14 protein-coding genes are annotated in these 14,285 nt (G+C 46.7%); 5 read left to right on the top strand and 9 right to left on the bottom strand.

Features of this window, described 5'->3' with window-relative positions; genetic code table 11:
- Nucleotides 1-14: 14 nt before the first annotated feature.
- On the top strand, nucleotides 15-410 hold the full coding sequence (locus AC4EVX_RS01745) for a Fur family transcriptional regulator (protein WP_490159430.1): 396 nt from the start codon (nucleotides 15-17) through the stop codon (nucleotides 408-410).
- A gap of 357 nt (nucleotides 411-767) precedes the next feature.
- Complete coding sequence (locus AC4EVX_RS01740) at nucleotides 768-1,310, top strand: NADH peroxidase (protein ID WP_177978211.1); 543 nt, start codon at nucleotides 768-770, stop codon at nucleotides 1,308-1,310.
- A 423-nt stretch (nucleotides 1,311-1,733) separates the two neighbouring features.
- Here the strand turns inward: AC4EVX_RS01740 and AC4EVX_RS01735 are convergent, their stop codons facing one another.
- The gene (locus AC4EVX_RS01735) at nucleotides 1,734-4,046 is read right to left on the bottom strand and encodes an ATP-binding protein (RefSeq protein ID WP_177978210.1); all 2,313 of its coding nucleotides are present in this window, start codon (nucleotides 4,044-4,046) and stop codon (nucleotides 1,734-1,736) included.
- A gap of 473 nt (nucleotides 4,047-4,519) precedes the next feature.
- Here AC4EVX_RS01735 and AC4EVX_RS01730 point away from each other — a divergent pair, with 473 nt between their 5' ends.
- Nucleotides 4,520-5,212: a winged helix-turn-helix domain-containing protein gene (locus AC4EVX_RS01730; RefSeq protein WP_177978209.1), complete on the top strand. Its 693-nt coding sequence runs from the start codon at nucleotides 4,520-4,522 to the stop codon at nucleotides 5,210-5,212.
- An 81-nt stretch (nucleotides 5,213-5,293) separates the two neighbouring features.
- Here AC4EVX_RS01730 and AC4EVX_RS01725 read toward each other — a convergent pair whose 3' ends face one another.
- The 3 genes from AC4EVX_RS01725 to AC4EVX_RS01715 form a co-directional block, all read right to left on the bottom strand.
- Entirely contained in the window at nucleotides 5,294-7,942 is a 2,649-nt protein-coding gene (locus AC4EVX_RS01725; protein ID WP_177978208.1) for an HAD-IC family P-type ATPase, read from the bottom strand.
- 206 nt (nucleotides 7,943-8,148) lie between these two features.
- The gene (locus AC4EVX_RS01720) at nucleotides 8,149-8,319 is read right to left on the bottom strand and encodes a chorismate--pyruvate lyase (RefSeq protein ID WP_177978207.1); all 171 of its coding nucleotides are present in this window, start codon (nucleotides 8,317-8,319) and stop codon (nucleotides 8,149-8,151) included.
- Between the two features lie 24 nt (nucleotides 8,320-8,343).
- A complete protein-coding gene (locus AC4EVX_RS01715) occupies nucleotides 8,344-8,907 on the bottom strand; it encodes an HD domain-containing protein (RefSeq protein WP_177978206.1) in 564 nt (187 codons plus the stop codon).
- Nucleotides 8,908-9,121: 214 nt separating this feature from the next.
- On the opposite strand from AC4EVX_RS01715, the gene AC4EVX_RS01710 reads away from it, so the two are divergent.
- The gene (locus tag AC4EVX_RS01710; RefSeq protein WP_177978205.1) at nucleotides 9,122-9,997 is read left to right on the top strand and encodes a hypothetical protein; all 876 of its coding nucleotides are present in this window, start codon (nucleotides 9,122-9,124) and stop codon (nucleotides 9,995-9,997) included.
- A gap of 180 nt (nucleotides 9,998-10,177) precedes the next feature.
- Here the strand turns inward: AC4EVX_RS01710 and malQ are convergent, their stop codons facing one another.
- Complete coding sequence (gene malQ, locus AC4EVX_RS01705; RefSeq protein ID WP_177978204.1) at nucleotides 10,178-11,734, bottom strand: 4-alpha-glucanotransferase; 1,557 nt, start codon at nucleotides 11,732-11,734, stop codon at nucleotides 10,178-10,180.
- Between the two features lie 58 nt (nucleotides 11,735-11,792).
- On the bottom strand, nucleotides 11,793-12,326 hold the full coding sequence (locus tag AC4EVX_RS01700; protein WP_490159429.1) for an acyltransferase: 534 nt from the start codon (nucleotides 12,324-12,326) through the stop codon (nucleotides 11,793-11,795).
- A gap of 179 nt (nucleotides 12,327-12,505) precedes the next feature.
- Here AC4EVX_RS01700 and AC4EVX_RS01695 point away from each other — a divergent pair, with 179 nt between their 5' ends.
- Nucleotides 12,506-12,742 (top strand): hypothetical protein, encoded by a 237-nt coding sequence (locus AC4EVX_RS01695; RefSeq protein WP_177978202.1) that lies wholly within the window; start codon nucleotides 12,506-12,508, stop codon nucleotides 12,740-12,742.
- Nucleotides 12,743-12,882: 140 nt separating this feature from the next.
- Here AC4EVX_RS01695 and AC4EVX_RS01690 read toward each other — a convergent pair whose 3' ends face one another.
- From AC4EVX_RS01690 to spoVT, 3 genes are all read right to left on the bottom strand, one after another.
- On the bottom strand, nucleotides 12,883-13,260 hold the full coding sequence (locus tag AC4EVX_RS01690; RefSeq protein ID WP_490159428.1) for a zinc ribbon domain-containing protein: 378 nt from the start codon (nucleotides 13,258-13,260) through the stop codon (nucleotides 12,883-12,885).
- 14 nt (nucleotides 13,261-13,274) lie between these two features.
- Entirely contained in the window at nucleotides 13,275-13,634 is a 360-nt protein-coding gene (locus AC4EVX_RS01685; RefSeq protein WP_177978200.1) for a hypothetical protein, read from the bottom strand.
- A 99-nt stretch (nucleotides 13,635-13,733) separates the two neighbouring features.
- Nucleotides 13,734-14,282, bottom strand: coding sequence for a stage V sporulation protein T (gene spoVT, locus AC4EVX_RS01680; RefSeq protein WP_177978199.1), 549 nt, complete (start codon nucleotides 14,280-14,282; stop codon nucleotides 13,734-13,736).
- Nucleotides 14,283-14,285 lie beyond the last annotated feature (3 nt).

The raw sequence follows: 14,285 nt of genomic DNA, 5'->3' as shown, positions 1-14,285 counted from the left end.
AAAGGGAGTTTTTTATGAAAGTACTGAAATACAGCCGTCAGCGCGAGTCCATCAAGGCATGTTTGATGGGAAGAAAGGATCACCCCACAGCAGATGCCGTTTATTCCAGCATCCGTGAGGAATTCCCGAATATCAGTCTCGGAACCGTTTACCGCAACTTGAATCTCTTAGTGGAGCTCGGAGAGATCCAGAAGCTCACCTGTGGAGACGGAAAGGATCATTTCGATGCCGACACCTCTCCTCACTACCATTTTGTCTGCCACTCCTGCGGAGCCGTCCAGGACCTTGCGATGTCCCCGCTCTCCAACTTAAATGACATGGCAAATGCAATTACAGACGGAAAGATTGACAGCCACACCGTATATTTTTACGGAACCTGCGGAGCCTGTTTAAAGCAGAATCTGCACTAAGAATGCACTAAGAAATTTGCTTATTGGCGAAATCATTTTGCAATCAAATAATTCGCAAAATTATTTGAGTTTTTTCTCAAATAGGCTTGACATTCTCAATAAGATATGGTATCTTAATATCAGTAATCATTACTGTTTTCAATTTAAGAACTTGAAGAAACTTAAAGATCTGAATTTCCAATTCATTGATGAAATCAGCATCTTCCAAAGTTCAGGATTCCAAACCTTTTGCGGAACAACAGAATGATTGCAGCAAAGACTTCATTCACATTTAATGATAGTAAGAGTCACAAAGTCACAAGAGTCAGTTAAAACGAATCAATAAAATTTATTTTTATAGAAAAGGAGAATTGGGTTATGAAGAAATGGGTTTGTACAGTATGTGGTTATGTATACGAAGGCGAGAATGCACCGGAATTCTGCCCGGTATGTAAGGCTCCTGCTTCCAAGTTCAAAGAGCAGAGCGGTGAGAAGACCTGGGCTGCTGAGCATGTAGTTGGCGTTGCTCAGGGTGTGAGCGAAGATATCCTGAAGGATCTGAGAGCAAACTTCGAGGGTGAGTGCTCTGAGGTTGGTATGTATCTGGCAATGGCAAGAGTTGCTCACAGAGAGGGCTATCCGGAGATCGGTCTGTACTATGAGAAGGCTGCATATGAGGAGGCTGAGCACGCTGCTAAGTTTGCAGAGCTGTTAGGCGAGGTTGTTACCGACAGCACCAAGAAGAACCTTCAGATGCGTGTTGACGCTGAGAACGGCGCAACCGAGGGTAAGGTAGATCTGGCTAAGCGCGCCAAGGCTGCAAATCTCGATGCAATCCATGACACCGTTCATGAGATGGCTCGTGACGAGGCTAGACACGGCAAGGCATTCGAGGGTCTGTTAAAGAGATACTTCGGCTAATTCCGATTCCGGATTATTCCAGATTATTTCGGATTATTTCGGATTATTCTGAATTATTCCTGACTTTATCTTCCCATTGAAACGATTTTTGCGGAGTCGTTTCAGTGAGGATGAATAAAAAAGCAACCATCTACTCCCGCGCCGAGTGCGCATCTTTGTTCCACTGTGGTCGGTGCATAACAAGCGCCACTGGCGCTTTGCACCCTTGCGGGGTATTTATTATTTCATAAGACGCAATTTCCTATGAAATAATAAAACGGGTTGTCACATCAGCAAATATTTTTGCTGGGTGGCAGCCCTTTTTTGCAGTAGTTTGAAGTGGTGATACAGTCGTGCAGTAGTCAACAAAAAGCAATCTCTCTCAATTTTAGGTGATTCCCAAAATAGCTCAAATGTAGGCTCAGCTGTTTCATCCACCTGTCATTAGATTCTGCCTTTTCCTTTTTCTGCCTCTGAGCAAATCCGAATCGAGGTATTTAAAATCTCCACCACAGAAACCGGCTTGTCTAAATACGCCTGAATGATTCCGCGCTCTCGCGCCTCAATCAGCTCCTTCGTCACATGATCTGCCATCACAATCTTGATCAGATCCGGTTCCTGTCCCTGAATCGCCATGCAGAAGTCAAGCGCACTCTGCCCCTCTACCTCCTGATCAACAACAAGAAGATCAAACATCTGCTCCTCAAGTTTTTGTCTCGCCTGCATAAATGTCATGCTTCCGCTCAGATCAGCATTTTGACGATCGGCATCTCGCTTCAAAATCTGAAGAACTTTCGCATTGTCGTCAATCACAAGAATCCGAATCTGAGCACTTCCTGATTTTGCCTGTCCATCCCCGTTTTTCTGTCCAGACAAATCCATCTCTTCTTTCTGCTCATTGATCGGAAGCCAGATATGAAACGTACTTCCCTGCTCCGGCACACTCTCCGCCTGAATATAACCTTTGTGTGAGCCGATAATCTGTTCCACGAGTGCGAGTCCAAGTCCCGTTCCCTTTCCCCCTTTCTTCGTCGTAAAAAACGGATCAAAAATCTGACGAAGCACCTCGTCACTCATTCCACATCCATTATCCGAAATATCTACCTTCATATATCTCTCCCAGGTCTCCGGAATCTCATCTGTCACAACTTTCGTGAGTTCCTCCCGGTCGGCAACCCGCGCAGTTACACGGAGTTTTCCGTCCTCCCGATGCCCGATCGCCTGGATCGCATTGACACAGATATTTAAGATCACCTGATTCATTTGCGTCTCATTGCAGAGAATACAGACCTGTCCAACATTCAGATCTGTCTCAATTGTGACATTGTCCGGACAGACGGAAGTCACCATCTTGAGCGCCCTGCGCAAAACATGGTCGCCACTCGCATTCTTATAAACGGTCTCCATATTTTTACGGCTCAGAGAAGAAATCTGCTGAATGATCTCCTTCGCCTTAACCGATGCCTCATAGATCTCATACGCATTGCTGAAACTCTCCGAGTCCTCCGGCAGATCCATCATCAGAAGATCTGCATATCCCATAATCGGGGTCAACAGGTTGTTGAACTCATGCGCAATTCCTCCGGTCATCGTTCCCATGATCTGAAGACGTTGCTGGTGAGCGATTCTTTCCTCGCTCTGATGCATTTTTTCGAGAATTCCATTGAGTTCCGTCAGATAGGCGATCCGCTCCGAATCCTTCTTGCTCTGCATGAACATCCCTCCGAGTACAATTCCCATCACAATCAGGATTCCAAAGAAAATGACGAAAATCGTGATCAGGCGCACAACTCCGACTGCAACAGGAATGTAGACCTCATCGTAGTCCATAACTGCACTCAGCACGAGAAAATCTTCCCCGATATACATCGGTGAGTACGCACAGATTTTCCGCACACGAGGCTGATTCGGCTCCATCCACCAGTAAGAATAGTAGTCGTCGACGCCCTCCTCTCCCTGGTTCTGCTTGTTTATGAGTTTCTGAAGACTACTCAAATCAAGTCCGGGATAGAGTTTTTCTCTGTCCTGAATCACATCGATTCCCCACTGCTCCCGCTCCGGGTGAAGCAAAATGACTCCCCTGGAATCCTTCAAAAGCACATATCCATTTTTGCCGACGCGAAGTCCCTCCATCATCGTCTCAAAGTATCGCTCTGTGTTGAGAATCAGCGACAGTTTTCCTTTTTCTGGGATCTCTCTCTGAAGAATCAGTTCCATATTGCCATTTGTGAGCTTTGCCTGAATCAGCGTCTGATGGTCATCAATCTGACTCTTTGAGTAAATCGTCTCAATCTCCGACCCGTGAACGCTCTCAATCACATTTCCGTCAAGATCCTCTGCGACTACATCGGCAACTCGCCTCTCATGGGTGTCCACATATTCCTCTAAACAACTCCAATCCGCAACTTCTTTATTCTGCACTCCATTCCTGTCCTCTTTCTGATCCCAGTTTTTCTCTGACAGGATGCATAATCCCTCAAGATCATCTACATAAGAAGCCATGAATTCTTCCATGCTGTCGCAAAGTCCCTGAACCGTCAGAAGTAATTGCTTTTTCTGATTATCGATGATCGAATCCCGGTATTCATTCCAGCTCTGCTTTCCGATCAGGATCACCAGCAAAACTGCAACCACAAATAGAAGCACCGTGATTTTCGGAATATGGTTTTTCTGGAAATTTTTCTCCTGCTTCTTTTCCTCCTGATTTCTCGTCTGTGCATCTCGTTGATTTTTCTCGCTCTGCTTTTTTTCTCTCATTTTTTCTTTTCATTCTTCCTCGCTTTCTCCAATTTTTGTCTTCCTATTGTCTCGCATTTCTTATTCTTTCGTTCTTTTATTCTCTCATTTTTTATTTTCTCGTTTTTTATCTTCCCGTTTTTATTTTCCCGTTTTTTCTCTCACTTTGATTTTTTTATTGTGTTTGAGTTCACACGCTCCCCATCACTTTATCTTTTTATCAGTAAAATCCATTCCCGTTTGCACAATGCATAAACCGGAACACAAAATTTTTTGCGTCGGCCCGTTTACCCCATCCTATATTGACTCACTTCTTTGTTAATATTATAATATTTCTTACAAAATGTCCAAACGTTCTCACCAAACTCGTTGCGGTTCACGCATTGCACAAACTGCAACGAATTCCGTGTACAGGAACCAAAACTCCCGCTATTGTCTGCACAACGTGTGAACGGAAACGATCGGAAAATCGGAAACGAAAAGAGGGGATTTTTATGAACGATAAAGTACTGATTGTCGACGATGATCCGGCAATCTGCAAATTGCTTGAAAAAGTCATGCACAGCAACGATCTCGACACCGACGTCGCAGACTGCGGTGTCTCTGCCCTCTCCCTGCTCGCAAGAAACAGCAGCAGCTACGCGCTGGTTCTTCTCGATGTCATGCTCGGAGATATGGAGGGATTTGAGGTCATCAAACAGATGCGCAGTCAGGGAATCAAAACTCCTGTTATCATTGTCAGCGGGCGCAGTGAGGACTATGACTCCCTCTACGGTCTCTCGATTGGTGCCGATGACTATATCACAAAGCCATTTCGCCCTCTCGTGCTCGGCGCAAAAGTCAAGGCTCTGATCCGGCGCAACAAAGACCTCATCCTGAACCACTCCGATGTGCTTGAGTGCGGTCCATTTTCCTACCACTCTTCCACGATGCGTTTTTACCGAAACGGAGAGGAACTGACTCTCTCCGCGCGGGAAAGTGCAATCCTTCTGCTCTTCCTGCGCCACCCCAATCAGGTCTTCACAAAAGAAATGATTTACGAGCAGGTCTGGGGGAATTCTGTGATTGTGGATGACAATGCGATTATGGTCTATATCAACCGTCTGCGCAGTAAAATTGAGGACGACAAACAGAAACCCCGCCACATCGTGACTGTGCGCGGACTCGGTTACCGCTTTGTTCCGTAAATTCTGCAATGCACGTGCACATTCCGTAACAAGCCACTTGCAAGACAAGGTATCAAGGCGGGTAGGGGAACGAATCGCCTTTTATTCGAGAGCTTCGCGCAGAATCTTTCCTCCCTGAATCACGATCGTCGGCAAAAGTGCAATCAGAAACAGAGCTGTGGTCTGCCTTACATTCAAATCTGCGGTCTCAAACAGCGGTTGTAAATTCGGCAAAAACAATACGGCTCCGAGAAGCGCGGTTCCGGCAACCAGCGCAAGCACAGTCCACAGATTGCTGAGAATTCCGATCCGGCACAGCGAATGACGGCTCCGACAGTTGAATCCGTGAAAAAGGCGGGCAAGTGTCAGCGATGCAAACGCCATCGTGCTCGCCGTCGTCGCATTGTCGTGAAGCCCAACCGCATACGCCATCATCGTACTGCACGCGATAAGCCCACCCTGAAACAGAATCTCAAGTGCAAGTTTCCGTGTGACAATGCTCTCCTTCGAATTTCGGGGAGGCAGATCGAGAAGTCCCTCCTCCTGCGCTTCCATTCCAATCGCAATTGCCGGAAGCGAATCCGTCACCAGATTGATGAAAAGCAGGTGAACCGGTTCAAATGGAACAGGGAGGGCAAGGATTGATGTATACAATACACAAAGAATCCCCGCCATGTTTCCCGACAGCAGAAATTCAATCGCATGGCGGATATTCCGGTAGACATTTCTCCCGTTTGCCACTGCCTTCACAATCGTCGCAAAGTTATCGTCAGTCAAAATCATCGACGATGCATCCCGCGACACCTGAGTCCCGCCATTTCCCATCGCAATTCCTATGTCTGCCATTCGAAGCGCAGGCGCATCATTGACTCCATCCCCCGTCATTGCCACGATCTTTCCCCGCTCCTGCCATGCTCTCACAATCCGAATCTTGTGTTCCGGCGACACTCTCGCATAAACCGAGATTCGCTCAAGTTTTCCCATCAGCTCTTCCTCTGTCATCCGATCAAGTTCCGCTCCCGTTACAGTTTGGTCGTTTCGGTTGGGATCTTTAATTCCGACTTTCTCTGCAATCGCCTCCGCCGTGCCTTTGTGATCTCCCGTAATCATAATCGTCCGGATTCCTGCCCGCTTTGCCGTCGCAACCGCCATCTGAGATTCCGCGCGCGGAGGATCTAAAAATGCCACCATCCCAAGAAATATCAGATTTTTCTTATCTCCCCTGTCCCTACTATCAATTCGCTCTAATTTCTCACCATATCTTAATCCTTTTTCTCGGCTTGCCTCCCTCTCCTTACTCTTGCGAAATGCAAATGCCAGAATGCGAAATCCATTTTTCGCCCAACTTGCTGTCTCCTGTGCAATCCGCCTTCGCCACCCTGCATCCATTGTTCGAACCCCCGCCGGGGTCTGAATCTCCGTGCAGAGTTCAATCACCACCTCCCACGCTCCTTTCACAATCAAAAGTTCCGCTCCATCCGGGCAAGCATGCAAAGTCGTCATCCTCTTTCGCCTCGAATCAAACGGAATCTCATCCACGCGCGGGTATTCCCTCTGCAATTTCTCCACCGCGATTCCTGCCTGCCCCGCATTTTTCAAAAGTGCCTTCTCCATCGGATCACCGATTTCGCCATGACTGTCATTGTTCAGAACAGAAGCTAAAAGAAGCATGCTCTCACTCTCTGCCCCGTTCTTCACACCTCGCCCACCGCTCCAAAATTCTTCCACATGCATCTGGTTGCGCGTCAGCGTCCCCGTCTTATCCGAACAGATCACCGACACACAGCCAAGGCTCTCCACCGCTTTCAAATCCTTGATGATCGCATGCTCTTTCGCCATCTGTTGTGTTCCCATCGCCTGCACAATCGTCACAATCGAGCCGAGTGCCTCCGGAATCGCGGCAACGGCAAGAGCTACAGCAAACATCAACGCCTCGAGAACAGGCATCCTTCGGTACAGACTCAACACAAAGATCAGCGCACAGATAATCAGAATTCCTCCCGCTAGCCGACTCCCGAAACGCTCCATTGAAAGTTCAAGAGGAGTCTCCTTCTCCTGCGTCTCATTCATCATTCCGGCAATCTTTCCAATTTCCGTCTTCATTCCGGTCGCCGTCACAACTGCGATTCCCCTCCCCGCTGTCACAAGTGATCCCGAAAATACCATATTGGTCTGATCCCCAATTCCGATTGATCCATCGGAAATACCTGCCAAAATAACCTGCTCCTGCTTACAGGCACTCTCCGCCTCACCGGTCAATGCACTCTCATTCACCCGAAGACCATGCGACTCCAAAACCCGACCGTCTGCTGAGACCAGATCTCCCGCAGACAAGATCAGCAGATCCCCCGGAACAATGACACGCGATGGAATTTCGATGACAGTTCCGTCCCGCAGAACATGGGCAGACGGTGCCGACATCGCTCTGAGACTCTCCAAAGACTTTCTCGCCTTTTCATGCTGAACTGTTCCCAGGACTGCATTCAAAATCAACACTGCCCCGATCACTGCCGTACTCTCAAAATCTCCTGACAGTGCAGAAATCATCCCCGCACCAAGAAGAATCCATACAAGCAGATCCGCAAACTGTTCCACAAAAACCTGCCAGACTTTCTTCTCTCTCTGCCCGCTCAGGCAGTTTTCACCAATCTGTGCAAGGCGCTTTTCCGCCTGTTTTTTGCTCAGTCCATGCTCCGATACCTGAAATTGTCTGCACACTTCCTTCCCCGAATACCGATACCATTCACCCATCCTGCCACGCCATCCCTTTCCTTTTCGGTTCAGACTCTTACATCATATGACGCAAAAAAAGCCTGCATGCGGAATCCTATCAGACTCTCGCATCAGACTTTTTCCCAAAATAAAATATAAAGAATAAAATTTTCGATAATCATTTAATCACTTTTGTCCCCCTATCTATACGATAACAAATGGAGGGACATCTGCGCTGTCTTGGCTTATGCCAACGTATATTCCAGCATCTCATAATGGAGACGGCTTCCCTCCATAATCCCATCCGGAAGCAGGGCGCGCGCCACCAGCTTGAGTTCTTCCTCCTGTGCATCCGTTCTTCTCAAATGCGCATAATCTCCATCAATCTGTTCTACTACATATTCGCGTGGTTCCATCGTTCTTTTTCCTCTTCTCCATCATTATTTCTTTTCCGGCGTCATCAGTCCCCACTTGCCCTCATAGACAAAGTGGTAGAGGCGCACAAGTTCTTGATATGCTGAGGTATTCTCAAGCTCTTTCAAGCCTTCCAAAACCCCTTCAAGATACCAGCGATGACACTCCGGTCTCGTCTCATGAAAGCGCTGCCAGATGTTCTCACCCTCCACCATATAATCACGGGCAGTCGAACGCATATTACTCAACTTGTCCCCTAGCGTAAGAATCTTTGTCTCTAACGATGCCGTCTTCAAACGCTCAATCGTCGCTCCCTTTCTCTCTTTCCAGGTCAATGCCTTGTTCTCACTCTCTGATTCTACCAGACTTCTCACTCTCGGTCCAAAAGCCTCCTCCAGCTCTTCAGGAGTCACTTCTGTATCTTCCAGCACATCATGCAGATATGCCGCTGAGATCACTTCCTCATCCGTCGTCAAAAGCGCTACAATCAGCGCTACCTCCATCGGATGATAGATGTAAGGAACTTTGCTTCCCTTTCTCATCACACCCTCATGTGCCTCTGTCGCAAATTCCGCTGCTCTCTCGATCATCGTACTTCCTTTCACACCGGTCAGCCCGCCCTGACACGCCCCCGTTTTCTTTTATGAATGATAATTTTAATTTTTTCTTTTGCGCTCATTATATCATACCTGATTGTGACTGAAAAGAATGATTGTAAGAAAATCTTTTCTTGTAAAAGCCCTGTTTTTCTGTTATGCTTATGTGCAGAAATCAAGGCATCAGCCTGGAAATAAGGAGTGTTCTATGGGATCATATCAGAATCAATCCAGTCGGCAGTCCAGCCATACCCGGAGAAGATCCGATGGGTTTCGGCATGTACTGCTTTTTTATGTCCTTCCGTTTCTGATTTTTAACGGAATTCTTTTTTACTGTGTGACGGCTTCCCCAAAACTTACGATTGAAGTCGCAGACACACAGGACTATCTGACTACTCAGGTTCGGGTTCAGGTTACCTCCCTGTTCCCAGTAAAATCTCTTGAGGTAACGCTCGATGGAACTCCGCTTGAGATGACTCAGGAATCCAAGCGTTCCTATGTCGTGACCGTCAACAAAAATGGTTCTGTGGAAGCTGACATCACAAATATCAACGGAATGTTCGGACAGTTTTTCGACCATGTCAACGTTCTCGACGATGTTCCGCCGACCTTCGACTCTCCGAAGTTCGACAAAGACATTCTGACCCTGAATGTCAACGACAGCCAGTCCGGAGTCAACTTTGACTCGATCAAGGCTGTAAACGCTGACGGACAGTCGATTGAACCGCTTGTCTTTGACCGTTCCTCCGGCATCATCTCCTATAAGGTGGGAAGCAATGGAATTCAGATCACCGCTCTGGACAAGGCAGGAAATGAAGTTCAACGCAGTTATATGATTCACAAAAACGGAATGGCAGAATCTTTGGAATCCTCAGATGGCCCGCTTCACCAGATCGGTGAGGGCGAGACTGAGACGATTCTTCCCGGAGGGACCGATCAGAATGACGCTGTGATCTCTGATTCAGACGAGACAGAGTCCACAACATCCATCAGTGAACGTTCTATCACCGACACAGATAAAACAACGACGGAATCTTCGAGCGAGGAAGAATCCGAGGATGGACTTGTTCTTGATCTTCAGTAAGATTAAGATTAAAATCCTTTCCCGTTGGGATGATTTCAACGAATAAAAAAAAGCTGTCTATTTTGGTTTCGCAAGGGAACCGAAACGGACAGCTTTTTCTTTGCTCATTTTATTTTATCTATTTTGATTTTCTTATTTTGTTTTGGGAATTATTTTTATACAGTGTTTTTCATTTGATGCTCACATTTTCTCTAAATCTTTTTCCGGCTCATCTTCCTGCTTATCCTCCGGCACACGGCTGTACTGCTCCGCCATCTGTCTGCATCGTTCAAGAATCTCCTCCGTCAGATCTCCCGTCTTCATTCTCCAACGCCAGTTCTTTCCGAGTGTGGACGGCTCATTGATTCTCGCACGATTTCCAAGTCCGAGATAATCCTGAACCGGAATCACGGCAAGGCGAGCTGTACTTGCGAGCGCAAGGCGAATGTAATCCCAGTGGATCTCTCCCTGAGGAATCCGCTCATTTCCGAGATAATTTACCGCAAATTTTTTCGTCTCCGGATTCAGCTCATGATACCATCCCTGAAGCGTCATGTTGTCATGCGTTCCTGTATACACCACACAGTTCTTCTCATAGTGATGTGGCAGGTACTGATTTCCCGGACCTCCGTCGAATGCAAATTCCAGAACCTTCATTCCCGGAAATCCCGTCTTTTCCACAAGTTTAAATACCGATGGAGTCAAAAATCCAAGATCCTCGGCAATGATATCAAGAGTTCCAAAACGCTCCTTCATCTTCTTGAAAAGGTCATATCCCGGACCGTCCTCCCAGTGACCAAACTCTGCGGTCTTTGATCCTGCCGGAATCGAATAATAGGCATCAAATCCACGGAAATGGTCGACACGAACGACATCATAGAGTTCAAAACTGTACTCCATGCGATCCATCCACCAGGAATATCCCGTCTTTTTATGATAATCCCACCGATAGAGCGGATTGCCCCAAAGCTGTCCGGTTGCAGAAAAAGCATCCGGCGGGCATCCTGCAACCGCGGTCGGGCGACAGTCCTCATCGAACTGGAAAAGCTCCGGATGTGCCCAGCTGTCTGCGCTGTCCGATGCCACATAGATCGGAATATCTCCGATGATGCGGATTCCACGCTCATTTGCATAAGTCTTGAGTGCCTTCCACTGCTTCTCAAAAATCATCTGCTGGAACTCATAGAATGCAATCTCTTCTCCCAGCTCTTTCTTATAATGCTTGAGCGCATCATCCTCGCGGGTACGAATATCCTTGTCCCACTCGCTGAAGCTCTTTCCTCCGAACTGATTCTTCAGCGCCATATAGAAACAGTAATCTCTCGTCTCCGCACGGAGTTGTTTCTTTAAGTACTTCCGGATTTCTTTCTCATCCAGCCCTGCCTTCTTCTGCTGTTCCTCCCAGCGCAAAAACGCTTTCTTCAGAAGCGGGAATCGATTCTCGTAAATCTTTCCATAATCGATATCGCGGTCATCACTTCCGAAGTCTACCATCTGGCATTCCTCTTCGGTCAGCAGACCAGCTTCAATCAACTGCTCTAAGTCAATAAAGTATGGATTTCCTGCGAACGCACCAAATGCCTGATACGGAGAATCCCCATAGCCCGTCGGTCCCAACGGCAAGATCTGCCAGTACTGCTGTCCCGCCTTCACAAGTTTATCGACAAACTCATAGGCTTCTTTTGAAAATGCTCCGATTCCATACTTTGACGGAAGGCTCGCTACCGGAAGTAGCATGCCACATCCTCTCTTTTCCATACACGTTCCTCTTTTCTCCCCAAGGCAATCTCAACAATCACCTGGTTTCTATTATTTGTTATTCGATTACTTTCTTTTCCACCGCCGGATTTCCTGCAATAACCGTATTCTCACGGTATTTACCCTTTACAACACTGCCAGCTCCAACAACACAATTATCCCCTATCACACTATCTTTTAATATTGTAACATTAGCTCCAATCCAAACATTTTTCCCAATCGTGATTGATCCGACTTTGAAATTGCCCTTTCTGTCGCTTGACCTATAATCGTGATCATGATCAAATATTGCACAATTAGGTCCAATGTTTGTATCGTCTCCAATAGAAATCTTGCCACGGCAGGTTAATGTACAATTATTATTAAATGAGACATTCTTGCCTATATTTAAGACACTGCCCTTTCTGAGTCTTAAACTGCATCTATGTTTCAAAATCAATCCTTCAATCTTGTACTGAGCACCATTTTCACATTCAATCTGTGAAGAAAGAGGTAACGCTCTATTTTGAAATTTACAGTAATTTCCATGTTTATTCAAGCCATGTTTTACCCACTCTATATAAATATATTGTGGAAGTCGACTTATTTTCATTATATTTTATAGCCTCCTCACATGATTTTTTCGGGAGTAAATATTTTAGATTGATTATATCTTATTCACCACTCTTATTGCAACAATATTATAGTTTTGAGCGAAGTAAAAAGATTGTGAATTCTCTTAAATCCGGATATAATATAAGCTATTAAATTTAAAAGGAGCTTTTTATACAAATGAGTCCAATCAATCCATTAAAACTTCTTCAGTTAAAATCTGCCTGGGAACGTTTCAAATCCAATCATCCACGTTTCCCGCTCTTTCTCTCCGCAGTCAGCAAACGTGGAATCAAGGAGGGAACCGTGATCGAATTCAAGGTGACAACACCTGAGGGCGAAGAACTCGTCTCCAACATCAAGATCAAGCAGAGCGACATCGCACTCTTTCATGAGATCACAAATATGTTCCGGTGAATCTTTCGATCATACGATCAGGCACAGATTCCATCATCCGAAATTCTAAAAAAGCCCAAAAAGGGACGAAACAGAATGCCATTCTGTCTCATCCCTTTTATTCATTTTCTTATCTTTTTTTCTTATTGTTATTTTTATTTTCAATTCAATCTCTGACCACATTTCGGACAGTACTGATAATCTTCCTCCGTCTCAAATCCGCAGGAAGGACAGCGATGCATCCGGTGCGGTGCATACTCATCCGGACTGTGCGGAATCATATTCTCCGGCAGAGAGGTCACCTCTCCCCGCTCAATCTGGTGTCCAAGCTCTGCATCAAGTTCCGCAGATGCGCCACAGCACGTTGTCTTTACAAAGTACCGGCGTCCCCACTTGAAAATCGGAATAAAAAACAGGCTCAGATAAGAATAAATCATATAAACTTCCAGATGACCATACTGTCCGCAGTGATTGCACACGATCGTCTGGTCAAAGTTCAGTTTCTTCTCTCCCTGGCTGATTCCCATGATAAAAAACATCCGGACAGCCCCCTTTAACCGAGCACAAGCAGACGTGCAACTGCCATCGGATTATCCTCCGGAAATGCCTGCACACAGACTGCAATGTCGCGCACATAGGAAGCCTCGACTCCGAGACGCTCTGCAATCTCCTCCGCAGACATTCCCTGCGCCGTAAGCTCCATCGTCTGACGTACCTGCTCTGCCACGCGAGAAAGCTCCACGCCAAGCTCATCGTCCTTTCCGAAAGTCTCCTCCTCACTGCCGTCCGGTTCTTCTGCCTCAATGAAATCTTCAAGATTCAGCGTCTTTTCCGAACTATCCTGATGATAATACTCCTCTGAGAGCTCCCAGTCTCCCTCAGCAAGATTCTTTTTGTTTTCTTCCATTGTCATTTGCCCTTCTCCTTTTTCACCACACTTGTTCGTTAACGCTCATTATAGCTTAGAAAAGGAGAAAAAGCAATCCGACATATCTATGCTCGTTGCCAGAACCTACGCTTCCATCTGGCGACCCAAAAATCCCGCTGCCGTCGTGACAAGTCGAAGCTCCGCATCTCCGAATTTCACCCGTGGTTCCCGACTCATCAGAATCACCGCTCCGATCGCATCTCCCTCACAGATGATCGGCGCAATCGCCTGTGCCGTGATCCCCTCAAGATCTTCATCCGCCACCGGAATCATCGCCCGACCTCCAATTCCTGCGAGAAATGTCTCCCTCTCATTGACTGCCTCCTCCAACTGCGAACTAATCGTCTTTTGAAGAAGTTCCTTCTTAGGACCACCAGCCACTGCAATCACCTGATCCCGATCTGCGATACAGACTGTCATTCCCGTCGACTGCGCCATCGATTCCGCATACTGCCCCGCAAATGCTGTCAGCTCCATCATCGGAGAATACTTCTTTAAGATTACTTCGCCCTCTCTGTCTGTAAAGATCTCCAACGGTGTTCCCTCCCTCAGACGAAGTGTCCGCCGGATTTCCTTGGGAATCACCACCCGTCCAAGGTCATCAATTCTTCTCACAATTCCCGTAGCTTTCATAAT

Source organism: Brotaphodocola sp. (assembly GCF_983179755.1).
Note: the sequence above shows the minus strand (reverse complement) of the source record. Positions and strands in the feature narration are given on the sequence as shown.